Annotated in this window: 24 protein-coding genes; 11 read left to right on the plus strand and 13 right to left on the minus strand. The window is 61.0% G+C overall.

Annotated elements, in window-relative coordinates; all coding sequences use genetic code 11:
* Positions 1–6 precede the first annotated feature (6 nt).
* The 4 genes from ABIE33_RS25870 (at position 7) to ABIE33_RS25885 (ending at position 4624) form a co-directional block, all read left to right on the plus strand.
* Positions 7–1185, plus strand: coding sequence for a Gfo/Idh/MocA family protein (locus tag ABIE33_RS25870; RefSeq protein WP_429130663.1), 1179 nt, complete (start codon positions 7–9; stop codon positions 1183–1185).
* 378 nt (positions 1186–1563) lie between these two features.
* Positions 1564–2592, plus strand: a complete 1029-nt coding sequence (mgrA, locus tag ABIE33_RS25875) for an L-glyceraldehyde 3-phosphate reductase (protein WP_429130664.1) — start codon at positions 1564–1566, stop codon at positions 2590–2592.
* Between the two features lie 374 nt (positions 2593–2966).
* The gene (locus tag ABIE33_RS25880) at positions 2967–4073 is read left to right on the plus strand and encodes a TRAP transporter substrate-binding protein (protein ID WP_429130665.1); all 1107 of its coding nucleotides are present in this window, start codon (positions 2967–2969) and stop codon (positions 4071–4073) included.
* A gap of 137 nt (positions 4074–4210) precedes the next feature.
* Entirely contained in the window at positions 4211–4624 is a 414-nt protein-coding gene (locus ABIE33_RS25885; protein ID WP_429130666.1) for a cupin domain-containing protein, read from the plus strand.
* Between the two features lie 98 nt (positions 4625–4722).
* On the opposite strand, the gene ABIE33_RS25890 is transcribed toward ABIE33_RS25885, so the two are convergent.
* Positions 4723–6516 (minus strand): TRAP transporter large permease, encoded by a 1794-nt coding sequence (locus tag ABIE33_RS25890; protein ID WP_429130667.1) that lies wholly within the window; start codon positions 6514–6516, stop codon positions 4723–4725.
* The gene (locus ABIE33_RS25895; protein ID WP_429130668.1) at positions 6513–7088 is read right to left on the minus strand and encodes a TRAP transporter small permease subunit; all 576 of its coding nucleotides are present in this window, start codon (positions 7086–7088) and stop codon (positions 6513–6515) included. The genes ABIE33_RS25890 and ABIE33_RS25895 overlap by 4 nt, the downstream gene beginning before the upstream one ends.
* A 346-nt stretch (positions 7089–7434) precedes the next feature.
* On the opposite strand from ABIE33_RS25895, the gene ABIE33_RS25900 reads away from it, so the two are divergent.
* Together ABIE33_RS25900 and ABIE33_RS25905 are read left to right on the plus strand one after the other, a co-directional pair.
* A complete protein-coding gene (locus ABIE33_RS25900) occupies positions 7435–9075 on the plus strand; it encodes a glycoside hydrolase family 43 protein (RefSeq protein WP_429130669.1) in 1641 nt (546 codons plus the stop codon).
* A 111-nt stretch (positions 9076–9186) separates the two neighbouring features.
* Positions 9187–9579, plus strand: coding sequence for an RcnB family protein (locus ABIE33_RS25905; RefSeq protein ID WP_429130670.1), 393 nt, complete (start codon positions 9187–9189; stop codon positions 9577–9579).
* Positions 9580–10102: 523 nt separating this feature from the next.
* Here ABIE33_RS25905 and zigA read toward each other — a convergent pair.
* Positions 10103–11305 carry a zinc metallochaperone GTPase ZigA gene (gene zigA / locus ABIE33_RS25910; RefSeq protein WP_429130671.1) on the minus strand — a complete coding sequence of 401 codons (1203 nt, stop codon included), beginning with the start codon at positions 11303–11305 and terminating at the stop codon, positions 10103–10105.
* Positions 11306–11740: 435 nt separating this feature from the next.
* A complete protein-coding gene (gene znuA / locus ABIE33_RS25915) occupies positions 11741–12763 on the minus strand; it encodes a zinc ABC transporter substrate-binding protein ZnuA (protein WP_429130672.1) in 1023 nt (340 codons plus the stop codon).
* A 203-nt stretch (positions 12764–12966) separates the two neighbouring features.
* Between znuA and ABIE33_RS25920 the strand changes: the two genes are divergently transcribed.
* Genes ABIE33_RS25920 through ABIE33_RS25930 form a run of 3 tightly spaced genes read left to right on the plus strand, consistent with a single transcriptional unit; the run spans position 12967 to position 15090 of the window.
* Positions 12967–13872, plus strand: a complete 906-nt coding sequence (locus tag ABIE33_RS25920; protein WP_429130673.1) for an ATP-binding cassette domain-containing protein — start codon at positions 12967–12969, stop codon at positions 13870–13872.
* Positions 13865–14695 carry a zinc ABC transporter permease subunit ZnuB gene (gene znuB / locus ABIE33_RS25925; RefSeq protein WP_429130674.1) on the plus strand — a complete coding sequence of 277 codons (831 nt, stop codon included), beginning with the start codon at positions 13865–13867 and terminating at the stop codon, positions 14693–14695. Before ABIE33_RS25920 ends, znuB begins: the two co-directional genes overlap by 8 nt.
* Positions 14695–15090, plus strand: a complete 396-nt coding sequence (locus ABIE33_RS25930; protein WP_429130675.1) for a Fur family transcriptional regulator — start codon at positions 14695–14697, stop codon at positions 15088–15090. The genes znuB and ABIE33_RS25930 overlap by 1 nt, the downstream gene beginning before the upstream one ends.
* Before the next feature lie 22 nt (positions 15091–15112).
* Here the strand turns inward: ABIE33_RS25930 and ABIE33_RS25935 are convergent, their stop codons facing one another.
* The 9 genes from ABIE33_RS25935 to ABIE33_RS25975 all read right to left on the minus strand — a co-directional run bounded on the left by ABIE33_RS25935 (position 15113) and on the right by ABIE33_RS25975 (position 21723).
* Positions 15113–15643, minus strand: a complete 531-nt coding sequence (locus tag ABIE33_RS25935; RefSeq protein ID WP_429130676.1) for a gamma carbonic anhydrase family protein — start codon at positions 15641–15643, stop codon at positions 15113–15115.
* A 187-nt stretch (positions 15644–15830) separates the two neighbouring features.
* The gene (locus ABIE33_RS25940; protein WP_429130677.1) at positions 15831–16517 is read right to left on the minus strand and encodes a fumarylacetoacetate hydrolase family protein; all 687 of its coding nucleotides are present in this window, start codon (positions 16515–16517) and stop codon (positions 15831–15833) included.
* Between the two features lie 67 nt (positions 16518–16584).
* The gene (locus tag ABIE33_RS25945) at positions 16585–16788 is read right to left on the minus strand and encodes a hypothetical protein (protein ID WP_025427315.1); all 204 of its coding nucleotides are present in this window, start codon (positions 16786–16788) and stop codon (positions 16585–16587) included.
* A gap of 370 nt (positions 16789–17158) precedes the next feature.
* Positions 17159–17398 (minus strand): DUF982 domain-containing protein, encoded by a 240-nt coding sequence (locus ABIE33_RS25950; protein WP_429130678.1) that lies wholly within the window; start codon positions 17396–17398, stop codon positions 17159–17161.
* Positions 17399–17553: 155 nt separating this feature from the next.
* Positions 17554–17796 carry a hypothetical protein gene (locus ABIE33_RS25955; protein WP_429130679.1) on the minus strand — a complete coding sequence of 81 codons (243 nt, stop codon included), beginning with the start codon at positions 17794–17796 and terminating at the stop codon, positions 17554–17556.
* 132 nt (positions 17797–17928) lie between these two features.
* Positions 17929–18312 (minus strand): hypothetical protein, encoded by a 384-nt coding sequence (locus tag ABIE33_RS25960; protein ID WP_429130680.1) that lies wholly within the window; start codon positions 18310–18312, stop codon positions 17929–17931.
* A 175-nt stretch (positions 18313–18487) separates the two neighbouring features.
* Positions 18488–18949 carry a DUF3828 domain-containing protein gene (locus ABIE33_RS25965; RefSeq protein WP_429130681.1) on the minus strand — a complete coding sequence of 154 codons (462 nt, stop codon included), beginning with the start codon at positions 18947–18949 and terminating at the stop codon, positions 18488–18490.
* A gap of 486 nt (positions 18950–19435) precedes the next feature.
* A complete protein-coding gene (chrA, locus tag ABIE33_RS25970; protein ID WP_429130682.1) occupies positions 19436–20671 on the minus strand; it encodes a chromate efflux transporter in 1236 nt (411 codons plus the stop codon).
* A gap of 155 nt (positions 20672–20826) precedes the next feature.
* Positions 20827–21723: a substrate-binding domain-containing protein gene (locus ABIE33_RS25975; protein ID WP_429130683.1), complete on the minus strand. Its 897-nt coding sequence runs from the start codon at positions 21721–21723 to the stop codon at positions 20827–20829.
* A 329-nt stretch (positions 21724–22052) separates the two neighbouring features.
* On the opposite strand from ABIE33_RS25975, the gene ABIE33_RS25980 reads away from it, so the two are divergent.
* Both ABIE33_RS25980 and ABIE33_RS25985 read left to right on the plus strand, forming a co-directional pair.
* Complete coding sequence (locus ABIE33_RS25980; RefSeq protein ID WP_429130690.1) at positions 22053–22775, plus strand: response regulator; 723 nt, start codon at positions 22053–22055, stop codon at positions 22773–22775.
* Positions 22772–23000 (plus strand): hypothetical protein (locus tag ABIE33_RS25985; RefSeq protein ID WP_429130684.1); only part of this gene is annotated, 229 nt, incomplete at its 3' end. The genes ABIE33_RS25980 and ABIE33_RS25985, both read left to right, overlap by 4 nt.

Genomic DNA, 23000 nt, shown 5'->3' on the forward strand with positions numbered 1-23000 from the left:
CATTCCATGACCAAGGAACTTGGCGTCGGCATCATCGGATGCGGCAACATCTCCACCACTTATTTCAAGCTTGCTCCCCTTTTCAGGAGCATCAAGGTCGTCGCCTGCGCGGATATCAATCCGTCAGCCGCCGAAGCGCGTGCGACTGAGTATGGCGTAGAAGCACAGAGCATCGAGGCGCTCCTCGCCAATCCGGGTGTCGACATCGTCGTCAACCTGACGATCCCGGATGCACATTTTTCGGTATCCAAGAGCATTCTCGAAGCGGGAAAACACGTCTACTCGGAAAAGCCGCTGGTGCTCTCGCTGGAGCAAGGCGAGGCGCTTCGCGCTCTTGCCAAGGCCAAGGGTCTGACGGTTGGCTGCGCGCCCGATACCTTCCTCGGCGGCGCCCATCAGCTTGCTCGCAGCACTATCGACGCCGGCAAGATCGGCCGCGTCACGTCAGGCACCTGCCATGTGCTGAGCCCCGGCATGGAGATGTGGCATCCGAACCCGGATTTCTTCTTCCTTCCCGGTGGCGGTCCGATCCTCGATCTCGGGCCCTACTACATTGCCAATCTGATCAACCTCATCGGTCCGGTGAAGCGCGTCGCGGCGCTCGCGTCCATGGCCAACCCGACGCGCACCATCACCAGTGAGCCGCGCAACGGCGAGGTCATCCCGGTGAAGACGCCGACCAACATCCATGCGCTACTGGAATTCCAGAGCGGCGCGACGATCACTCTGTCGGCGAGCTGGGATGTCTGGTCGCACCGCCACGCCAATATGGAGCTCTACGGCACGGAAGGCTCGATCTTCGTGCCGGATCCCAACTTCTTCGGCGGCAAGGTCGAAGCGAGCGGTCGCGACAAGAACATCCAGCCGCTCGAAATGTGGGATCATCCCTTTGCGGTCGAAAACCAGGAGCACCCGCAGGGTCCGATGGCGAACTACCGCACCGCCGGCCTTGCCGACATGGCGATCGCCATCCTCGAGGGCCGCGATGCCCGTTGCTCGCTCGACCGCGCGCTGCACGGCGTCGACGTGATGGTGTCGATCCTGAAGTCGGGCGAGGAAGGGCGGTTCATCGAACTGACGACCACCTGCACCCAACCGGCGGCACTCGGGATCGAGGAGGCGAGGGCGCTGCTCATCGAGCCCGAAGAAGAAATATCGGGAAATCGTACCGCTGCCGCTTCATAGCCGCAGCCGTCCGATCTAGATCTTTGTGGTCAGGGGCTAGGACCGCGAAGCCCTCTGTTCACAATCCCGGAAGTGCGGCTTTTGGGCGAGAGCGGCGTCCCATTCTCCCTCATCCTCGCCCTCGTGGCGGGGATCCAGCGACCCGACGTCCGTCGGGTCAAAAGACTTTTCAGCCCAAGGACTTGGGCTGGCTGGATTCCTGTGACAGGCACAGGAATGACGGAGGTTTTAGTTGGCGCCAAGCTTCCCTGCCGAGCTTTCGATGATAAGAGATGTCTTTGACAGTAAGCTTGGGTTTCCGCGGCCGCGGAAACCCTTCTCGTTTGCAGGATGGCGGTCCCCTATTTGCCATCGAAACCCGATCGCGGAGGAATTGCGATGACCTGGCTACCGGCGGAAAACCGCTACGACACCATGAAGTACAACCGCGTCGGACGGTCCGGCCTGAAGCTGCCGGCGATCTCGCTGGGGCTTTGGCACAATTTCGGCGGCGACACGCCGCATGATCGCAAGGTCGACATGTGCCGCACCGCCTTTGATCTCGGCATCACCCATTTCGATCTCGCCAACAATTACGGCCCGCCTCCGGGATCGGCCGAAACCGCGTTTGGCGAGATCATGCGTACGGACTTCGCGCATCTGCGCGACGAGCTGATCATCTCGTCCAAGGCCGGCTACGACATGTGGCCGGGTCCTTATGGCGAGTGGGGCAGCCGCAAATATCTGATCGCCTCCTGCGACCAGAGCCTGAAGCGCATGGGCCTCGACTATGTCGATATCTTCTATTCGCACCGCTTCGATCCGGATACGCCGCTGGAGGAAACCTGCGGCGCGCTCGACCATATCGTTCGGTCCGGCCGGGCGCTCTATGTCGGCATCTCCTCCTATAATTCGCAGCGCACCCGTGAGGCGGCGGCGATCCTGAAGGAACTCGGTACGCCCTGCCTGATCCATCAGCCAAGCTATTCCATGCTGAACCGCTGGATCGAGGACGACGGTCTCGTGCACACGCTTGAAGATCTCGGGATCGGCTCGATCGTCTTCTCGCCGCTCGCCCAAGGCATGCTGACGACGAAGTACCTCGGCGGCATTCCGCAGGACAGCCGTGCCGCGCAGAACCACTTCCTCAAGAAGGACTTCATCCGGCCGGCGATCATCGACAATATCCGCAAGCTGAACGGCATTGCCGAAAAGCGCGGCCAGACGCTGGCGCAGATGGCGCTCGCCTGGGTGCTGCGCGGCGGGCGCATCACCTCGGCGCTGATCGGCGCCAGCCGCTCCGAGCAGATCGTCGATTGCGTCAAGGCGCTTGAAAACGACACGTTCACGGCCGAGGAACTGGCCGAGATCGACCTCTACGCCCGTGAGGCTGATGTCAATCTCTGGGCGTCTTCGGCTGAGCGCTGACACAGCGAATGCATTGATTTGCCTCGGTTTTGGGTAAATTTGTCTGCTTTCCGGCGCATTAGACAAAAGTCGAATAAGCGCCGGAAAGCGTCCGCTGGACATGCATTAGTGAGCGTGTAAGGTGCGTCGATGCCGCCGGTTCGCATTGCGACACGGCTGGCTCTCAGGCATGTCGCACAAAAGTGCGAAGCGGTTTTGTGCGACATGCGAAGCAATAAAAAATTAAAGCGCAGGGAGCGACTACTAGAGATCGCGATGCGCTTTAAGAGGAGGAGCGGGGCCTCGCACTTGCCGCAAAGGCGGTGAGGTTCCATTGGGCGGAGGCGCGGCCAAGGTTGCGCCGGATTCTGCCTCGGCGGAAATAGGGAGGAACCATGGATCGCCGTTCATTCATTAAAAACGCAAGCCTCGGTGGCTTGGCTGCGGCTGGCGCATCCGCGCTTGCATCGCCGGCCATCGCGCAGGCAAACCCGAAAATCAACTGGCGCCTCGCCTCGTCGTTCCCCAAGTCGCTGGACACGATCTATGGCGGCGGCGAAGTCCTGTCGAAATACATCTCCGAAGCGACCGACGGCAATTTCCAGATTCAGGTCTTTGCAGCCGGTGAAATCGTACCCGGCCTGCAGGCAGCCGATGCCGCCGCTGCCGGTACGGTCGAGGCCTGCCACACGGTCGCCTACTATTACTGGGGCAAGGACCCGACCTGGGCGCTCGGCGCTGCCGTTCCCTTCGCGCTCAACGCCCGCGGCATGAACGCCTGGCACTATCATGGCGGCGGCATCGATCTGTTCAACGAGTTCCTGGCGACCCAGGGTCTCGTCGGCTTCCCCGGCGGCAACACCGGCGTGCAGATGGGCGGCTGGTTCCGTAAGGAAATCAAGACCGTTGCCGATATGCAGGGCCTGAAGATGCGCATCGGCGGCTTCGCCGGCAAGGTCGTCGAAAAGCTCGGCGTCGTGCCGCAGCAGATCGCCGGCGGCGACATCTACCCGGCGCTCGAAAAGGGCACCATCGACGCTGCGGAATGGGTCGGTCCCTATGACGACGAGAAGCTGGGCTTCTACAAGGTCGCGCCCTACTACTACTATCCCGGCTGGTGGGAAGGTGGCCCGACGGTCCATGCCATGTTCAACAAGGCGGCATTCGACGGCCTGCCGAAGAACTACCAGTCGCTGCTGCGCACGGCCTGCCAGGCGACGGACGCCAACATGCTGCAGAAGTACGACTATCTGAACCCGTCGGCGATTAAGCGGCTTGTCGCTTCCGGTGCGAAGCTCAGCCCGTTCAGCGCGGAAATCCTGTCGGCCTGCTTCGACAAGGCGAACGAGGTCTACAGCGAAATGGAAGACTCGAACCCGACCTTCAAGAAGATCTGGGACTCGATCAAGGCATTCCGGGGCGAGTACTACCTGAACGCCCAGATCGCTGAATACAACTACGACACCTTCATGATGATCCAGCAGCGCGGCGGCAAGCTCTAAGCTTTCGCCCGAATCCGATTGCCGAAAGCCGCTCGCAACTCCTGTTGCGGGCGGCTTTTTCGTTCCGGCTTCCCATCAGCCTCGTCTGTTGATTTCGTGGTAAGGTTGCGATCTCAACTCTTGACGAGGAGGACATGATGTCAAGCGAAAGCCAATCGATCGTGCACGGCCCGGACGGCGGACGGCGCTATGACATGGGCGCGATACAGGCCGTGTTCAAGGCGGACGGTCCGGAGACGGAGGGCCGGTTCTCGATCTCGGAATGGTGGGTGGAAGCGCGGCACGAAGGGCCGGGCGCGCATAAGCACGATGACAATGACGAAATCTTCTACGTGATCGAGGGAACCGCCAGCATCCTGGTCGGCGACACCTGGCACCGGATGGCGAAAGGATCGATTTGCGTCATCCCGCGCGGGACGATGCACGACTTCCGCAACGAGAGCACGTCGCGCGTGGGCCTGCTCAACGTTTTCGTTGGAGGTCCATTCGAGGAGATGATGCCCATGATCGTCGATTGGTATCGCAACAATCCGGCCAAGCGGCTCGACTGAAAAGACGTCGGTGATCCATCGGCGAGGCGTAAGCTGCCGAAAGGAAGAGGGCGGCCCTGTGTGGGGCCGCCCTCTTTATGTCCGTGGGCCGATCAGTTCTAGTTGAATGATGGCGGTTTGCTGAGGTCGTTTGACGGTGCCGTCTGCGGTTGTGCATCAGCGCCGCCATTTTGATCCGCCGGCTTCTGGTCGAGCGGGCTGCCGCCGGGAAGCTGGAGGCCGCCGGGAAGGCCGAGCCCGCCGCCATTGTCGGGCAGGGTAAGCCCGCCGCCGCCGGTCCCGAAGCCGGGCACCTCGATCTTGATGGTGTTCGGGTCGATGACTTCGCCGCTTCCCTTGTAGTGCATGACCATCTGCGGGAACATGATCGTTAGCGCCACCATGATGATCTGGATGCCGACGAAGGGCACGGCCCCCCAGTAGATCTGCCCGGTGGTGACCGGTTGCGTCACTTTGCCGGTGACCTTGTCGAGGTAGGGCACCTTGGCCGCGACCGAGCGTAGATAGAAGAGCGCGAAGCCGAAGGGCGGGTGCATGAAGCTCGTCTGCATGTTGATGCCGAGCAGCACGCCGAACCAGATGAGGTCGATGCCGAGCTTGTCGGCCGCAGGCGCCAGCAGCGGCACGATGATGAAGGCGAGCTCGAAGAAATCGAGGAAGAACGCCAGGAAAAAGACGAGCAGGTTGACCGCGATAAGGAAGCCCGTCTCGCCGCCCGGCATCGCCGTCAGCAGGTGTTCGACCCAGATGTGGCCGTTGACGCCGTAGAAGGTCAGCGAGAACACGCGGGCGCCGATCAGGATGAACAGCACGAAGGCCGAAAGCCGCGTGGTTGCCGCGAGTGCCGAACGCACGACGTCCATGCTCAGGCGACCCTTGGCCGCCGCCATGACCAGGGCGCCGACGGCCCCCATGGCACCCCCTTCGGTCGGCGTGGCGATGCCGAGGAAGATGGTGCCGAGCACCAGGAAGATCAGCGCCAGCGGCGGGATCAGCACGATGATGACCTGCTGGGCGAGCCTGGACATCGCGTTGATCTTGAACCCACGATCCAGCAGGGCGACGACGTAGATGAAGGCGACACCCACCGTTGCGCCAAGAATGTCGGCGTTCTCGCCATGGGTCGGGTAGAGATAGACATGTGCTGCATAGGCAAATGCGCCGGCGACGATAAGCGCGATGATCAGCGAGGTGACGCCGGAGCCGAGCGTACGGGCTGCAAGCGGCAGTGCCGGCATCGAGTCACGCCGGACGAAGGTCATGATCAGGATATAGACCATGTAGAGGCCAGTGAGCACCAGGCCGGGAATGAGAGCGCCGGCATACATGTCGCCGACCGAGCGACCGAGCTGATCGGCAAGAACTATCAGCACCAGTGACGGCGGAATGATCTGGGCGAGCGTGCCGGAGGCGGCGATGACGCCCGAGGCGACTTTTCGGTCGTAGCCGTAGCGCAGCATGATCGGCAGCGAGATCAAGCCCATGGCGATGACGGAAGCTGCAACCACGCCGGTGGTGGCTGCAAGCAGCGCGCCGACGAAGATAACAGCATAGGCAAGGCCGCCGCGGATCGGCCCGAAGAGCTGGCCGATCGTATCGAGCAGGTCTTCCGCCATACCCGATTTCTCGAGCACGATCCCCATGAAGGTGAAGAAGGGAATGGCGAGCAATGTGTCGTTGGACATCACCCCCCAGAACCGGTCGGGAAGTGCGTTGAGCAACGGCCAGGACAGGTTGATCGAATCCGACAGCGGAGCGAGCTCCACGCCGATGATGAAGAACAAGAGGCCGTTGGCGGCCAGCGAGAAGGCGACGGGATAGCCCAGCAGAAGGAACACGATCAGCGAGACGAACATGATCGGTGCCAGGTTTTCAGCAATGAATTCGATCATGGACGGGCCTCCGGAGCGACGACGTCGTCAAGCGGTGCGTGGGTCGGCACATAGGGTGTCGGGTCGTCCATGTTGCCGGTCATGATCGCGACCTTCTTGATGATTTCGGATACGCCCTGGAAGGCGAGCAGCAGGAAGCCGAAGAGCAGGATGGCCTTGGCCGGCCAGATGATCAGGCCGCCGGCGCTGGAGGAGCCCTCGCCCGAGATGTAGGACATCTTCACGTAGGGCACGAAGTAATAGAGCATCAGCAGCACGAACGGCATCAGGAAGAAGACGTGGCCAAACAGGTCGATCCAGTGCTGCACGCGGCGCGAGAACTGGCCGTAGACGACGTCGATGCGGATATGTTCGTTCTGGCTCAGCGTATAGGCGGCGGCGAACATGAAGGCCGCCCCGAAGAGATACCACTGCGCCTCGAGCCAGGCGTTCGACGACATGTTGAACATCTTCCGGATGATGGCATTGCCGGCGCTGACAAGCACGGCGACCAGGATGAGCCAGGACACCGACTTGCCGATGAACTCGGTCGTGTTGTCTATGAGTCGGCTAAAGCCGAGTAACGCTTTCATCGATTTCCTCCCCGCAGTGGCTGTTTTGGTTTTTGTGCCAAGCACAGGCAGAGTGCCGATTTCAAGCCCGCGTTCAAGTCCGAGGCTCGATTTTCCCGGTTAGTTCCGCCACCCCAGACTAAAGTCGAATAGAGCTGTTCTGTGATTGCCCAATTGTTGTGCACGACAGGGCGTCGCCCAGTATCGCCAAGGGGTTTCACTTGCAGATGGGAGGGTCGGCGATGGCGATACTGAGGGAATCACGCATGCGGCGATGCCTGTCACTCTGCCAACTGTAACGTTGCAGTCTTGAAAAAGGTGATGGTTTGGGGCTGGATACGGCCGACAAACGGAGAAAGCCCAAGGTATGACCGCCCTGATTCGCAACCCGATCCTGCCTGGGTTCAACCCGGACCCGTCCATCTGCCGGGTCGGCGACGACTACTACATCGCCACGTCCACTTTCGAGTGGTATCCGGGCGTGCAGATCCACCACTCGCGCGACCTGGTGAACTGGCGGCTGGTGCGTCGGCCGCTGGAGCGGGCAAGCCAGCTCGACATGCGCGGCAATCCCGACAGCTGTGGCGTCTGGGCACCGTGCCTCTCCTATGACGACGGGCTGTTCTTCCTCGTCTATACCGACGTCAAGCGCTTCGACGGCAACTTCAAGGACGCGCACAACTACATCGTCACGGCGGAGGCGATCGAAGCGGTCTGGTCCGATCCGGTCTATGTCAACTCCTCCGGCTTCGATCCGTCGCTGTTCCATGACGACGATGGGCGCAAGTGGTTTCTCAACATGCAATGGAACCATCGCAGCGAGAGTTTTGGCGGCTCGCCAAAACATCCGGCCTTCGACGGCATCCTCTTGCAGGAATGGGACGAGCGCACACACAGGCTTACCGGGCCGGTGAAAAACATCTTTGCCGGTTCGCCGCTCGGCCTGGTCGAGGGACCGCACCTCTTCAAGCGAAATGGCTGGTACTACCTGACGACGGCCGAGGGCGGCACAGGATACGACCATGCCGTGACCATGGCGCGGTCGCGCACGATCGATGGTCCCTATGAAATGCATCCGGATACCTACCTGATCACGGCGAAGGATCACCCGGAAGCGCGCCTGCAGCGCGCTGGGCACGGGCAATATGTGGAGACGCCGGACGGGCAGGCCTATCACACGCATCTCTGTGGCCGGCCGCTGCCGCCAGAGCGCCGCTGCACCCTTGGCCGCGAGACGGCGTTGCAGAAATGCGTCTGGCGCGACGACGGCTGGCTCTATCTGGAAAACGGCGGACCGGTGCCCGAGGTTTCGGTCGCGGCCCCGGGTCCGGTCGATACCGTGCCGGTGCCGCGCGTGATAGAGACCGATTTCGATGAGGCCGCGCTGTCAGCCGAATTCCAGTGGCTGCGCACGCCGCTGCCGGAGCGGATCTTTTCGCTGGAAAGGCGGGCAGGGCACTTGAGGCTCTTTGGCCGAGAAAGCATCGGCAGTTGGTTCGAGCAGGCGCTCGTCGCCCGCCGGCAGGAACATCATTCCTTCCGTACTGAAACCCTCGTCGACTTTGCGCCTGAGACCTATCAGCAGGTGGCCGGGCTGACGCACTACTACAACCGCCACAAATTCCATGCGATCGGGCTGACCTGGCACGAGACGATCGGGCGGGCGCTGACGATCCTGTCCTGCCCGGGCGACTTCCCTCATGGCCGGCTGCAATTTCCCGTCGGAAGCGGCATCGCTGTGCCCGATGGGCCGATCGGGCTTGCGATGGAGATCCGTGACAACGACCTGCAGTTTTTCTGGCGGCCGGCCGGCGTGGGTGACTGGCAGGCGATCGGCCCGGTTCTCGACGCCGGTGTGGTATCGGACGAGGGTGGCCGCGGCGAACACGGATCCTTCACCGGCGCCTTCGCCGGCATGTTCGCCTTCGATACATCAGGCGGGGGACTGGCGGCCGATTTCGATCTATTCCGTTACGTGAGCCTTTCTGAATGGGGTGTGCGTTTGTAAGGAAATGCTTATAAGTACTCAATATCATTACGCATTTGTAATGTAGTGTTTCATATTCGGTTCAGGGAGGCGGGCCTATTTTCGGGGTGCAAATAACGAAAGGATACCCCGATGAAACGTCTCCTGACCGCCCTGGTCGCCAGCTCCTTCCTGATCACGCCGGCCGCCGCCTTTGCCCAGCCGGCAGGTTCCTTCGAGGTAGCGCAGAACTACGACCGCTATCAGCGCCGGCCGGCAGATCGTCACATGGACCGGAACGTGGATCGGCATGGCAACAAGCACGTGACTATCGAGAAGCGTGTCATCGTCAAGAAGAAGGAACGCTGGGCTCGCGGCCATCGTCTGAGCCCCGTCGAGCGCCGTCACATGGCGCAGGTGCGCGATTATCGTCGCTACAAGCTGCGCCAGCCGCCGCGCGGCCAGCAATGGGTGCGCGTCGACAATGATTTCCTGCTGATCAGCCTGGCAACCGGCGTCATAGTCGGCCTGGCATCCGCGCGCTAAATCGAGCTGTCGGGCAGCCGTTGAGGCTGCCCGAGGCTGCTGACAACCCCTGAGAGTGGTTTCTTGACGAAGCGGGAAACCCCATCCTCCTCATCCTCGCCCCTGTGGCGGGGATCCAGCGACCCGACGTCGGTCGGGTCAAAGGACCTTTCAGCCCAAAGGGGTGGGCTGACTGGATCCCTGTGACAGGCACAGGGATGAGGGAAGTTCCCGGCTGCCGCTGAGCTTGCCAATGGTCTGCAGATGGCAAGAGTCAATTCTGCCAGCGATCCGTGGCAGCCTTTCCGGGTGCCCTTCGATTCCCCCTACACCGTCGTCCGGCGCATCGGCGGGACGTCTGTGCCCTCGGTCCGTTCCAGCTCGCCGAAAAGCAGTCGCTCCATCGGGCCGAGTGGGGCAGGTGGCTCTTGCACCTCATCCTGTCCGTCGAAAAACGGATCGAACATCGGCACCGGTCTGCCGGCCGCATTGAGGCCCATGCAGATGAAGCGCGGCCGCCGCGGTCTTGATCCCGCCGGCTGCATCAGGCTGCCCGCTGCGACCAGCTTGCGAAGGGATCCGGCAGATCCCGCCAGCGGTCCGGCCGGAAGCTGGTGTCGTTGACGAGGCACGCATCGAGTTCCGCCGTCAGCATGGCCTGGTCCATGGGATCGGCGCCGATGAAGACGATCTCCTGGCGGCGATCGCCCCAGACGGGATCGATGTAGGGGCCGACGGCCTTCAGGAAGCCCGGATCGCGCGGCCATTGTTCCTTCGGCACCGCCGCCCACCATAGGCCCATCTTGGAGGTTCTGACCAGCGCTCCGGCCTGGCTCAACTCGCCAACATGATAGGGCCGCGTCGCCAGCCAGAAGAAGCCCTTGGCGCGTACCACGCCCTGCCACGAGCGATTGAGAAACGCCTGGAACCGGGTGGGATCGAACGGGCGGCGGGCCTTGTAGACAAAAGAGCGGATGCCGTATTCCTCGGTTTCCGGGATATGGTCCTTGAAGCCGTGAAGCTCCTTGTACCAGAGGGGGTGCTGCTCGGCCTTGGCAAAATCGAAGCGGCCGGTGCCGAGCACGTCGCGCAGTTCGACCTCACCGAAATCGGCCTCGATCAGCTGTGCATCCGGGTTCAACCCGACGATGATCTTGCGCGCGGCATCGCGCTGCTCTGATGTCGCCGTGCCGATCTTGTTGAGCACGACGACATCGGAAAATTCGATCTGCTCGACCAGCAGATCGACCAAGGTGCGGGTATCGCCTTCGCCCGCTGTCTCGCCGCGATCGGCAAGGAAATCGAGCGAGGAATAGTCCGCAAGTAGGTTGGCAGCGTCGACCACGGTCACCATGGTGTCGAGTCTGGCGACATCGGCAAGGCTTTCGCCATCCTCGTCACGAAAATCGAAGGTGGTGGCAACGGGCAGGGGCTCGGAAATGCCGCTCGATTCGATCAGGAGGTAGTCGAAGCGGTTCTGTTCGGCGAGGTCGCGGACCTCGCGCAAGAGATCGTCGCGCAGTGTGCAACAGATGCAGCCGTTGCTCATTTCGACAAGCTGCTCTTCGGTGCGCGACAGGTTGGCGCCGCCATCGCGGATCAGGGCGGCATCGATATTGATCTCGCTCATGTCGTTGACGATGACGGCAACGCGCAGGCCGTCGCGATTGGTCAGCACATGGTTGAGCAGCGTCGTCTTGCCGGCGCCGAGAAAGCCGGACAGCACGGTTACGGGAAGCTTTTCCATTGTCGTTTCCTATATGTTATATCGTTACATTCGTCGTGAATATAAAAGGCGAACGCGACCGCTCGCCTGAGCAACCCCGTCGCTGGGATTGCCGGTATTTCTACCCGACTGCAGGCTCCGGTTTAGCGCGCCGTTCCAGCCTCCTGCCGGTCTTAGTCTTTGGTTTGACCCCGAGCCCGGTCACTTTCGGGCTTGATCTCCCGTTTCGTCATTATCGAGCCGTACCGGTCCTCTCGTTAGCTCGACCTCTCCTCCCGCCATCCTCCGGGCTTGACCCGAGGATCCAGCGGTGAGCGCCGCACGAGGAGGCGCCTGGATGCTCGGGTCGAGCCCGAGCATGACGGAGAGAGGGAGGGGCGCGAGCGCCCACCCTTGTCGCCCCGGGAGGGCAGAGTTTGCCGTCTCGGGAGGACCTCGCCGCCTTGGGAGGACGGATCAGCTTGCCGAGGCGAGGCAGGTCTTGAGCGATGTGCCGATGCCTTCCATCAGCTGGAAATAGAGGTCTGGCCCGGCGTCGAGTGTGGCTGCTTCCGGGTCGAGCGTGCCGGACTTCGCCGGCGTCCCTTCGATCACCACATTGATCAGCTTCGGCTCGAACTGCGGTTCGGCAAAGACGCAGGTCGCGCCCAATTCCTTGATCTTGGCGTGGATCTGGGAGAGCCGCTCGGCGCCGGGCAGAACCTCCGGGCTGACGGTGATCGATCCCGCCACCCGCACCTGGTAGCGATGCTCGAAATACTGGTAGGCATCGTGGAAGACGATGAAAGGCTTGTCCTTCACCGGTGCGACGGTAGCCGTCAGGCTCTTGTCGAGTGCGTCGAGGCGCTGGTTGAGCTTCTCGAGGTTGGCCTTGTAGGCGGACGCATTGTCCGGGTCGGCTTCCGCAAGGGTCTTTTCGATCTCGGCAGCCATTGCCTTGGCATTTTGCGGGTCGAGCCACATGTGCATGTCGAAGCCGTCGTGATCGTGTCCTTCATGCGCATGATCGTGGTCATCGGCGGCAGCCTCGGGTGCTGCGGCATGGTCGTGTTCCGCCTCGCCCTCGGTGTGCTTGTGACCTTCCTCACCATGGCCTTCATCACCATGATCATGCGCTTCGAAGGCGCCGCCTTCGCGGAACTTCAGCTTCGCAAGGCCCGGCGCTTCGCCGAGCTCTACCACCTTGGCACCGCCGCTCAGCGCATCGAGCGGCTTGTCGAGGAAGGCTTCGAGCCCCGGCCCGACCCAGAAGACCACCTTGGCCGCCTGAAGCGCTGCGGCGTTCGACGGCTTCATGTTGTAGGTGTGGGGGGAGGCCGCACCCTCGACGATGAGCGAGGGCTCGCCGACACCCTGCATGATCGAAGCGACGAGCGAGTGGACAGGCTTGATCGAAGCCACCACATTGGGGCCTGCCGCCGCAACGGGCGATGACAGCAGGATGGTGGAGGCAAAGAGCAGGGCGGAAGACGATTTCATCGGTTTCTCCGGGCTTGAATGTCACGCAAGGCCCTGAACCGATTGTGTTTTTTGGCCAGGGACAGGCGCAGTTCGGACACTTGAAACACCGCGTGCACGTCCGGTTGAACGTGTCGGTGTTTCAATGTAATGTTATTACATCAATTGCGTTATGCTATAACGTGTGCGATAGCCAGTGGCAACCGCCAATCCGGAATTTTTTGATGCTGAATTTCCGATCCCCAGAAACGACACCGCTGGTCCGGTTGAACAATGCCGGCGTCAGCCGCAACGGCCGTTGGCTGGTACGCGGCGTCGAGTTTTCGATCAGCCCCGGCGAGATCGTCACGCTCATCGGTCCCAACGGTTCGGGCAAGTCGACGACCGCGAAGACCGCAATTGGCGTGCTGAAGGCCGACGAAGGTTATGTCGAGCGCAAGCCGGGCCTGAAGGTCGGTTATGTCCCGCAGAAGCTTTCGGTCGACTGGACGCTGCCCTTGACGGTCGAGCGACTGATGACGCTGACCGGGCCGCTGAAGGGCAGGGAGATCGAGGAGGCGCTGTCGGCGACCGGTGTTTTGCATCTCGCGAAAGCCGAGGTGCAGCATCTGTCGGGCGGCGAGTTCCAGCGGGCGCTGCTCGCGCGGGCGATCGCCCGCAAGCCGGATCTGCTGGTGCTCGACGAGCCGGTGCAGGGCGTCGACTTTAGCGGCGAGATCGCGCTGTACGAACTGATCAAGCAGATCCGCAACCGCACCGGCTGCGGTATCCTGCTGATTTCGCACGATCTGCATATCGTCATGGCCGAGACCGACACGGTCGTCTGCCTCAATGGTCATGTCTGCTGCCGCGGCACGCCGCAGGCCGTCAGCCAAAGCCCTGAGTACCAGAAGCTCTTCGGCCGCCGCGCCGCCAGCGCGCTTGCGGTCTACAGCCACAATCACGACCATACCCATCTGCCTGATGGGCGCGTGTTGCATGCGGACGGCTCGATCACCGAGCACTGTTACCCCGGCGACGGCCATCACCACGATGAGGACGACAACGTGCATGACCATGGCGAGGACTGCGGCTGCGGCCACCACACCCGCCTGCATGGTTTCGAGGCGAAGGAGAAGCGCGATGCTTGACGATTTCTTCGTCCGGGCGCTGATCGCCGGCATCGGAATCGCGGTCACGGCGGGGCCGCTCGGTTGCTTCGTCATCTGGCGGCGCATGGCCTATTTCGGCGACACCATGGCGCATTCGGCGTTGCTCGGCGTCGCGCTGTCGCTGCTTCTCGACCTCAACCTGATGTTGGCCGTGTTCATCGTTGCGGCTGCCGTGTCGGTATTGCTGCTCTTCCTGCAGCGGCGTGGGGCGCTGTCGACCGATGCGCTGCTCGGGATCCTGTCGCACTCGGCCCTGTCGATCGGTCTCGTCATCGTCGCCTTCATGACCTGGGTGCGCATCGATCTCGTCGGCTTTCTCTTCGGCGACATCCTCGCGGTGTCGGAATCCGACATCGATATCATCTGGGGCGGCGGCATCCTGGTGATCTTCGCGATTGTCTATCTCTGGCGACCGCTGCTGGCGTCCACGGTCAATCCGGAACTCGCCGAGGCCGAGGGCATGAAGCCGGAGCGGACGCGGCTGTTCTTCATGCTGTTAATGGCACTGGTGATCGCCATCGCCATGAAGATCGTCGGCATCCTGCTGATCACTTCGCTGCTGATCATTCCCGCGGCCACCGCCCGGCGCTTTGCGACGTCGCCGGAAATAATGGCGGTTCTTGCATCGGTGATCGGCGCGCTTGCCGTTACCGGTGGGCTTTTCGGCTCGCTGCACTGGGATACGCCGTCGGGACCGTCTATCGTCGTTGCAGCACTTGCGCTTTTCGTACTGAGTCTGCTGCCGATCGGGCGGCGTCGGTTGGAGACAGCGTCTCATTCCACGCCTGGAGGGCATCACTGATGGCGACCCCGCAACTGACCAAGAACCAGACGATGGTGATGGATGCGCTCAGCCATTCCGAAGGCCCGTTGAGCGCCTACACCATTCTCGACAAGTTGCGCGATCAGGGATTTCGCGCACCGCTGCAGGTTTACCGCGCGCTCGACAAGCTGCTCGAATACGGCCTCGTGCATCGGCTTGAAAGCCTCAATGCTTTCGTTGCCTGCACATGCCCGCACGAGCACGAGCATGACCACGGGGTAACGGCCTTCACCATCTGCGAAGGCTGCGGACAGGTGACCGAGTTCCACGACACCGCGATCGAGCAGCGGTTGTCGGCACTGACGCGTGCGCAGAACTTCAAGACGGAAAAGACCACCATCGAAATCCGCGGCCACTGCCAGAGCTGCGCCTGACGCGCGGGCGGCACGGCCGCCTTCAGTCGAGCCGCGTCAACTGCATCGCGTAGCGCTGCCAGTTCTTGACATAGTGGCTGGACGAACGCTTCAGCCCTTCGACGGCGGCATCGTCAAGCGTGCGGATTGCCTTGGCGGGCGCACCGACGATCAGCGAATTGTCGGGGAATTCCTTGCCTTCGGTCACCAGCGCATTGGCGCCGACCAGGCAGTTGCGGCCGATCTTCGCACCGTTCAGCACCGTCGCACCCATGCCGATCAGCGAATTGTCGCCGATGGTGCAGCCGTGGATGATGGCGCCATGGCCGATGGTGCAGCCTTCGCCGATGGTCACGGGAAAGCCGGGATCGACGTGAATGACGGTGTTTTCCTGGATATTGGTGCGGGCGCCGAGCCGGATCGGCTCATTGTCGCCGCGGAGCGTCGCGCCGAACCAGATGCCGACATCCTCGCCGATTTCCACCTGGCCGATGATGTTGGCGTCAGGCGCTACCCAGTAGCTGCCGTCGGAAGGTGTTTGCGGGCGCAGCGGTCCAAGGGCATAGAGCGGCATCGGGTGATCCTTGCGGTCGGAGCATTTCCAGGAAAAGTGCCTAGCGGTTTTCCGTAAGGAAATGCATCAAAAGTGGTCATTTCCAGGAAAAGTGCATAGCGGCTTTCCGTAGGGAAATGCGTCAAAAACAAAGTGGCAGAACGCTGCCGTGCTATCGTCTAAAAACGAAAGCGGAAGCGCTCTGATCTTAGAGAACAGTGACGGCAAGGGCCGCGACGCCATCGACGCCGCAGGTCACCGCATCGCCGCGCACCACCGGACCCACTCCCGAAGGTGTCCCGGTCATGATGATGTCGCCGGGTGCGAGTGTAAACAGCCGCGAAAGCTCCGAGATGACTTCGGGTATCTTCCAGATCATCTGGTCGAGATCGCCCTGCTGGCGCAGCTCGCCGTTGACCTTCAGCCAGATATTGCCGTTGGCGGGGTGGCCGATCGCTTCGACCGGCACGATCTCGGAAACGGGAGCCGAATGCTCGAACGCCTTGGCTGCCGCCCAGGGCTTGCCCGCCTTCTTGGCTTCGGCCTGCAGGTCACGACGGGTGAAATCAATGCCGACCGCGTAGCCGTAGACGCAATCGAGCGCCTGCTCGACCGGGATGTCGGTGCCGCCGCTTTTCAATGCGACGACCAGCTCGACCTCGTGATGCACATCGCTCGTGCGCGGCGGGTAGGGGAAAGCTCTGTCGGCCACCAGCAGATTATCCGGGTTCTTCTGGAAGAAGAACGGCGGTTCGCGGTCCGGGTCGTGACCCATCTCGATGGCGTGGGCCGCATAGTTGCGCCCCACGCAGTAAACCCGGCGCACCGGAAAACCCACGAGGCTGCCGCTGATCGGCAGCAGGACGGGTGGCGAAGGTGGAATGACTGTTTGCATGACTGTCCGGCTGTTTCGAATCCCAGCCGGACGTTAACACCCTGTTCGGGTGCTGCAAGGGTTTATCTCAGGCGCAGCAGGCGTAGGCTTGCAACTGGGCGCGCGTGAGAAACCGGCCGTCGGACCGAGAGTTCAGTTCCGGATGGCTGTATTCCAGGCTTGGTACTTGAAGTTCCAGGGCTTGGCGCACGGTCATGATGCCGACATCGCGACGATCGCCGTCGCGCTTCACACTGACTTCAACGATGCGATAGAGATTCTGCTCGCTCATGATATCTCTCCCGTTTTCGTTGTCCCTTTTTCTGGGACATTATGCTTTTTCCCTTAATGGGACTGAGGCGCTTCGAAATTGGTTTTTGTGAGGCACCTCATGATATAGCGCAGAGAAATGAACGCTTCACGACAGAAATCGGGCCATTTCCGGGAAATTTGCGTGCTATTTGAAGATGCTGCGCCGAATCGGCACGGTATCTCCACCACCGGATGCCATGCGCAGGCTCTGTCTGGGGCGCGGTTGCGCCGCCACAAGTCATTTCTCTTCAGAAGGCGCAGATGCCAATCAACAGGCCATCTGGCGTGCTCTTTGCATGCCAACGGCAATGGGCGAGTGCAGGGCACTCAATGCGGGCGGCAAACGCCTCTTAATGCGCTTTCAATTCAGCTTCGCGTGCGGCCGAGATGAAAAGCGATCGGGCTTCTTCGACCGTGCGACGGCCGTCGATGGCGGCGCGGCAGGCGCTGCGGGCAGCAACGTAGCTCGGTCCGCGGCGTGGCCAATGGTCGGCAAGGCAGGCAAGCGCGTCCGATGGGCCTTTGACGGTGCGAACGTCTCCGGTCACAAGATCGAGTTCGATCGGCTGGTTCCAGATGATTTGATGCATGCGTCTCCTCCTCGAGATCATCTCAATGAATGTCGGCATCGCGACCGACTGCGGCAGGGCTCCTCCCACGCGGCAATCGTCAACTGTGCTAATGTAGCGCAGGATAACGCTTTTGTAAGCAGCTTTTCCGGGTGCGTTTTACCGCAGCACAACCTCTATAGCGAGGTGGATGTCTCCGCGGGCAGGCGTTCGGCGAACCAGCGCCCGACGACGAGCAGCAACTGCTCATTGGTCGTGCCTGCCAGATACTCGTCGATCAGCATGCGCGCATGCCGGCGGGCGCGCTCACTGTCGCGTGGCCAGTGGTGCTCGGCGCAGATGTTGTCGAAGACGCGCTGCAGCCTGTCGATGTCGGGCTGCGACAGCGCGATACATTGTGTCGAGCGCAAAGGGTTCACGTCTTTCTCCCCCGGCACCTAAGCCCCGGTGCTCGGCGAACTATGCCACAATGCGCAATAATTGAACCCCTCGGGAATAAGGGGTTCGTGGGGCGAGCTGGCAGATCGAACGGGGGGGTCGGCGAGCACGTTTCAGGCCGGCCCGACGCCCGCCACCTTGGTCTGGCGTCCGCCTTCCTCGATCCTGACATAGTCGGGTCCGATCCGGGCGAACTGGTCGCAGCGCCTGCCGCCGTCCTCAAACGTGATGCAGACCTCGTCGCCTGCGATCGTGTAGGTTCCGCCATCGCGCACCTCGTAGTCGCGATAGCCGTATCGGCCGTCGGCGAAATAGGTGGAGACCACACCGTTCACCGTGTAGCGCAGCGACTTGCCGACGATGAAGGCCTGAAGATCCGAGCCGGAGATCGTCGGAACGGACGGGGGCTTTGGCTTTGCGACCTCCTGGTCTTCGAGCGCCACCGACTGGCATCCCGCGAGCTGGAGAGTGAGGAGTGCCACGATCGCACGTTTCATGCCGTCTTCCCTTGTTCCTGCCTTCTGTATCGATACAGGGACGCTGCCCTAATCGCCTGGGACACTATCTGTCAACCCGATGATACTTGCCTTCGTCGGTCTGGACCGCCGACCATCGGCAAATTCGCTTACCGGTTGCGCATCGAGCCGTATCGGTGCGCCTTGCGGCGTCGCCTCAATATTGTGCGTTAGCGAAGATCTCGCTCAACGTCCACCGGGTATCGCCCTCAGTGCTTTCGATGTCGTCGACCTGCCAGTTGCCCTCTTCGTTCACCAGGTTGTACCGCAAGGTGACGGGTGCGGAAAAATTCTCGAAGCGCACCGTGACGAGAGCGGATTGGCCTGTGATTTCGGCTTCGCCGACGCGCAGGTCGGCGATGTCCCAATCCTGCCCGTTGATGACGGGATCGAAACCGATGGCGCCGACTTCGCCCTGGCTCTTCTGCGCGTCGGTCTCGTAAAGCCTGGTCAGGCTGTCGGAGAAAAACGCGTCGCGCTCCGACGTGTCGCCATTGCCGAGATAGGGCGCATAGAGCGCCTCGATCAACGCCACCGGCGTTCTGAACGGCTGGGCGAGGGCGGTTGATGTGCCTGTGGCTGTAAGGCTGAGCGCGGCAACGAGTATGAGTTTTCTCATGGAGAGGCCCTTCATCGAATCCAAGACCGTTTCTTATCAAGGAAAGGCGCTCGGCAACTGCGCCAATTTTGGTGCTGCTTCGATCGCATGAGTGGTTAGGGCAGCTACGGATGGACGCAGCGCCGTTGCCGGAACCGGCGTTCGCGCGTGGTCAGGAATTGGCTGCTGAGGGCCCGTTTTTAAAGCCGATCGGTGTGTTCAGCGCCAGGTCCGAAGCGCGATCCAAGTGATGCATTCAGTGCGACCGCACGAAAGGCGGAAGGCGAAATCGGGCAGGCGATTGGTGACTTGGAGAGTGCTTCGCGTACCGCCAGTAGAGCCGTTTGGTACACCACCTCGGGCAGCAGCGCGCTCCGGCTCCTTCGAGGGACCCATTTGCAGGTCAATCATAAGGCTTAGGAGCCAGCGACGGATGTCGCCGGGAGCATGAAATTCCTCAAGGTCGCGCTTCGGCCATTGGTGAAGTACCAACAAATAGGTCGTGCATCAGATCCACGCGAAGTGCTCAATCAATCCGGACACGGTTCCACAGGCGGCCAATAACATGACAACTGTCCACGGCGGCAGCTTCCAAACCGTCAGCAGCAGGAAGCCGGTGAGCGCCAGAGCGAAGTCCACCGGAGTGAGGACAGCGCTGGTCCAAACCGGATTGTAGAATGCAGCGCCAAGGATGCCGACGACAGCCGCATTCGCTCCCCGCATAGCTGCTTGGGCCATCGGGCGAGCACGGACCATGTCCCAGAACGGCAAAACGCCGTAAGCGAGTAGCCCGCCCGGCAGAAAGACGGCAACGAGCGCTATCGATGCACCGATAAGGCCATTCGGGCTCGGGCCCATGACCGCGCCGAGATAGGCGGCGAAGGTGAAGAGCGGACCGGGTACTGCCTGAGTCAGACCATAGCCTGCGAGGAATGTCTCGTTTGATACCCAGCCCGGCACGACGACTTGGGCTTGCAATAGTGGCAGCAGCACATGGCCGCCACCAAAGACGAGCGCGCCGGAGCGGTAGAAGGCGTCGAACAGCGCGATCGCCTGATTTCCCGTGACGCTTGCGAGGATTGGCGGAAGCGTGAGCAATAACGTGAACAAGATGAGCGCAACTGCGCCGGCCCGCCTTGTGATGGGGAATTCTAGATGCCCGGTAACGGGCCCGCCATTCGACCGACAAAGCCACAAGCCCGCAAGCGCACCAACCAATATCGCCCCGATCTGGCCGAGCATCCCAATGGGAGCGGTGACTATCGCGATTGCGGCCAGTGCGATCCCAATGCGTTGGCGGTCGGGTGTCAGGTTCTTGGCCATCCCCCAAATGGCTTGCGCTACGACCGCGACAGCCACCAGCTTGAGGCCGTGAATGAAGCCCTCGGCGACTGGTCCAGTAAATGCCGCAGCCCCAAGCGCGAATGCAAACAGGACGAGCGCGGAAGGCATCGTGAAACCAAGCCACGCGACGAGACCACCCATGAGGCTATTGCCGCGCATTACCCCCAGGGTGAACCCGACCTTGCTTGATGCCGGGCCTGGAAGAAACTGCGAAAGGGCAACGAGATCGGCATACGCGCTTTCGGTGAGCCAACGGCGACGCACAACGAGTTCATCCCGGAAGTAGCCCAGATGCGCAATTGGCCCCCCGAAGGAGATCAGACCCAATTTGAGAAATGCGCCAAATATCTCGGAAAGTGATCCTTTGTCGGCAGATGACCTGCTCACGTCCACGCTCATGTTCGCATCTTCTCTGTTGTTGTCCGAGAATCCTCGGCTAGCAGTTGCATGAATCAGTTAGAAATAGAATTCATCGGAGCGGCTCCGTGTCCTCTGTAACGGGTGGTCTCCACTAGAGAGCCCACCCGCGCAACACTGGTGTCGTGCTCTTGATTTTAGTTGCCGGAACCTGAAGAGATCGCCCCGTCAACATTATTGCGCCCTGCTGGCAGAAATGGCGCGGCAGGAAACCTATCGGATTTGAATGCTGCGATCTGGGCCTGTGTTTCTGGTTCCAAAAGGAACTGAACAAATGCTTTCGCACCTTCCACATTGGCTTCCGGAAAACGCTCTGGGTTCACGACGTCAGCCACCATCAGCCGCGACATGACCGGGCCGTCCGGCAAAACCATGCTCAGTTGGGTATCTCCGGTCTTGTCTTGCCAATCTTTAAACGCGGTGGCTCCCCAGACAGAGTAGGCGTTTTTGCTGGCCGCTAGCTCTGCCACTTTGGAGTTTTTCGCATCAAGATCAACATACCAGCCTTCGCGGTCGGGAGAGCCCGCTGCATGCCAAAGCGTTTCAACCGCGTAATTGTGGGACTCGTCGTCATTCGCGATGAACGTAGAGCGGCTTTCGGCGATGCGCCGGAGTATCTCGACGGGGTCTGTGAGACCTGCCACCTTGGCCGGGTCCCCCTTCGGAATGATAAAGCCGTCTCGACTGGACAGAACAGCCTGCGGCCAGAGCCCGTAGCCCTCTTGCACGAAGGGTTCTACGCCAAGGTGGCTGTGACCGAAGTGTGAGAGGACAACATCGACCTTTCCAGCCTTGGCGTCCTCGTAAACAAGCTTTCCGACACTGACTTCGACGCGGTAGTCCGTACGGCTTTCAAACCGAGCAATCAGTTCATCCAGTAATCCACCATCACGCGGTGTGCGAACTGTCGCGAGACGAACGGTCGTCTTATCCTGCTGCGCGGCTTGGGTAGCCGATTGGGCCCAAGAGCTTTCAGCCAGTGAAACAGCACCAAGGATGGCGAATACAAACGCCGAAATGGTGAGTCTTTTCATGATCAGCTATCCTCTGTGGTTAGTTCGTGGAACCTGTTTTCCAACTGCGGACAACAGGGGCGCTGCGGTCAGCATGAACCGTCTACGCATGGCCGAAACTGCACTGAATTGCCGTGAGGACTAAGGGCTGGCTCTGCCTAAAGTGTCGCGACTTGTCGCAAGAAGAAAAGTCGACACATCTGGTTACAAGTTTGCTGCGCGCGCCAAAGGCCAAATGCTAGCTTAGGTGTCAATCGGTTTGTGAAGCCGAGGTTTTGGCCAGTGACAGAGGCTGGGGAACGAGGATTAAACATGCGCAAGCCGCTGAAGCCGATGTTCAGGCCCACCTGATGAGCTTTGTCCCACATATTCTCGTCGTTGACGATCACCGCGACATTCGTGAGCCGCTGGCGGCGTTCCTGAAAAAGCAGGAAATGCGCGTCACTACCGCAAACAACGCTGCAGCTGCACGCGACATCCTCGCCAGGGGGGCGATTGATCTGATCGTGCTCGATATCATGATGCCTGGAGAAGACGGTCTCTCGCTGTGTGCTTACGTGCGCCAGGCTATGGACACGCCGATGATCCTTTTGACGGCCAGGGCAGAGACCATCGACCGCATTGTCGGTCTGAAAGTCGGCGCTGACGATTATGTCGTCAAGCCGTTTGAGCCTCTTGAACTCGTTGCGCGGATCAACAGCGTTCTGCGGCGCACCAATGCGTTGCCAAGGACACGTGATCCCTCGACAAGCGGGCGCGTGGCCTTCGGAAGCTGGATTTTTGACCTGGGGCGGCGGGAACTCGTCAGCAGTGACGGGCTTTCGATACCATTGAGTTCGGCGGACTTCCGGCTGTTGGTGGTTTTGACCCAACGGGCCGGAATCGTCCTCTCGCGCGATCAACTGCTTGATCTCACGAGTGGACGGGAGCAATTGGCGTTTGATCGCAGCATCGACAATCAAATCAGTCGGCTTCGTCGAAAGATCGAGCCGGACCCCCAGAAACCGAGTGTGATACAAACGGTATGGGGTAGGGGCTATATCTTTGCCTTGGAAGTGAAGGCCATCGAATGATCCGCCTTCTACCGTCTACCCTAGCCGGACAATTGGGCACGCTTCTCCTTGCCGGTATCATCGCTGCTCATCTTTTCAGCTTCGCGATTCTTTCAAGCGAGAGCACCGATTTGCTCCGTGCGGCGGACCGTACAATCCTGTTTCATAATGCCCATCTTTCTATGTTGTTGAAGAGAATAAGGTTTCCTGATCTGGATGCGATCCTGTGGGGTGTCGAGGGTTTTG

It is taken from the genome of Ensifer sp. 4252 (genome assembly GCF_050434565.1).
In the GTDB taxonomy this organism is placed as follows: domain Bacteria; phylum Pseudomonadota; class Alphaproteobacteria; order Rhizobiales; family Rhizobiaceae; genus Ensifer.

Bases quoted from the DNA above. Each gene is read 5' to 3' on its own strand.
- ABIE33_RS25870 (WP_429130663.1), top strand. From the start codon at position 7: ATGACCAAGGAACTTGGCGTCGGCATCATCGGATGCGGCAACATCTCC.
- mgrA (WP_429130664.1), top strand. From the start codon at position 1,564: ATGACCTGGCTACCGGCGGAAAACCGCTACGACACCATGAAGTACAAC.
- ABIE33_RS25880 (WP_429130665.1), top strand. From the start codon at position 2,967: ATGGATCGCCGTTCATTCATTAAAAACGCAAGCCTCGGTGGCTTGGCT.
- ABIE33_RS25885 (WP_429130666.1), top strand. From the start codon at position 4,211: ATGTCAAGCGAAAGCCAATCGATCGTGCACGGCCCGGACGGCGGACGG.
- ABIE33_RS25890 (WP_429130667.1), bottom strand. From the start codon at position 6,516: ATGATCGAATTCATTGCTGAAAACCTGGCACCGATCATGTTCGTCTCG.
- ABIE33_RS25895 (WP_429130668.1), bottom strand. From the start codon at position 7,088: ATGAAAGCGTTACTCGGCTTTAGCCGACTCATAGACAACACGACCGAG.
- ABIE33_RS25900 (WP_429130669.1), top strand. From the start codon at position 7,435: ATGACCGCCCTGATTCGCAACCCGATCCTGCCTGGGTTCAACCCGGAC.
- ABIE33_RS25905 (WP_429130670.1), top strand. From the start codon at position 9,187: ATGAAACGTCTCCTGACCGCCCTGGTCGCCAGCTCCTTCCTGATCACG.
- zigA (WP_429130671.1), bottom strand. From the start codon at position 11,305: ATGGAAAAGCTTCCCGTAACCGTGCTGTCCGGCTTTCTCGGCGCCGGC.
- znuA (WP_429130672.1), bottom strand. From the start codon at position 12,763: ATGAAATCGTCTTCCGCCCTGCTCTTTGCCTCCACCATCCTGCTGTCA.
- ABIE33_RS25920 (WP_429130673.1), top strand. From the start codon at position 12,967: ATGCTGAATTTCCGATCCCCAGAAACGACACCGCTGGTCCGGTTGAAC.
- znuB (WP_429130674.1), top strand. From the start codon at position 13,865: ATGCTTGACGATTTCTTCGTCCGGGCGCTGATCGCCGGCATCGGAATC.
- ABIE33_RS25930 (WP_429130675.1), top strand. From the start codon at position 14,695: ATGGCGACCCCGCAACTGACCAAGAACCAGACGATGGTGATGGATGCG.
- ABIE33_RS25935 (WP_429130676.1), bottom strand. From the start codon at position 15,643: ATGCCGCTCTATGCCCTTGGACCGCTGCGCCCGCAAACACCTTCCGAC.
- ABIE33_RS25940 (WP_429130677.1), bottom strand. From the start codon at position 16,517: ATGCAAACAGTCATTCCACCTTCGCCACCCGTCCTGCTGCCGATCAGC.
- ABIE33_RS25945 (WP_025427315.1), bottom strand. From the start codon at position 16,788: ATGAGCGAGCAGAATCTCTATCGCATCGTTGAAGTCAGTGTGAAGCGC.
- ABIE33_RS25950 (WP_429130678.1), bottom strand. From the start codon at position 17,398: ATGCATCAAATCATCTGGAACCAGCCGATCGAACTCGATCTTGTGACC.
- ABIE33_RS25960 (WP_429130680.1), bottom strand. From the start codon at position 18,312: ATGAAACGTGCGATCGTGGCACTCCTCACTCTCCAGCTCGCGGGATGC.
- ABIE33_RS25965 (WP_429130681.1), bottom strand. From the start codon at position 18,949: ATGAGAAAACTCATACTCGTTGCCGCGCTCAGCCTTACAGCCACAGGC.
- chrA (WP_429130682.1), bottom strand. From the start codon at position 20,671: ATGAGCGTGGACGTGAGCAGGTCATCTGCCGACAAAGGATCACTTTCC.
- ABIE33_RS25975 (WP_429130683.1), bottom strand. From the start codon at position 21,723: ATGAAAAGACTCACCATTTCGGCGTTTGTATTCGCCATCCTTGGTGCT.
- ABIE33_RS25980 (WP_429130690.1), top strand. From the start codon at position 22,053: ATGAGCTTTGTCCCACATATTCTCGTCGTTGACGATCACCGCGACATT.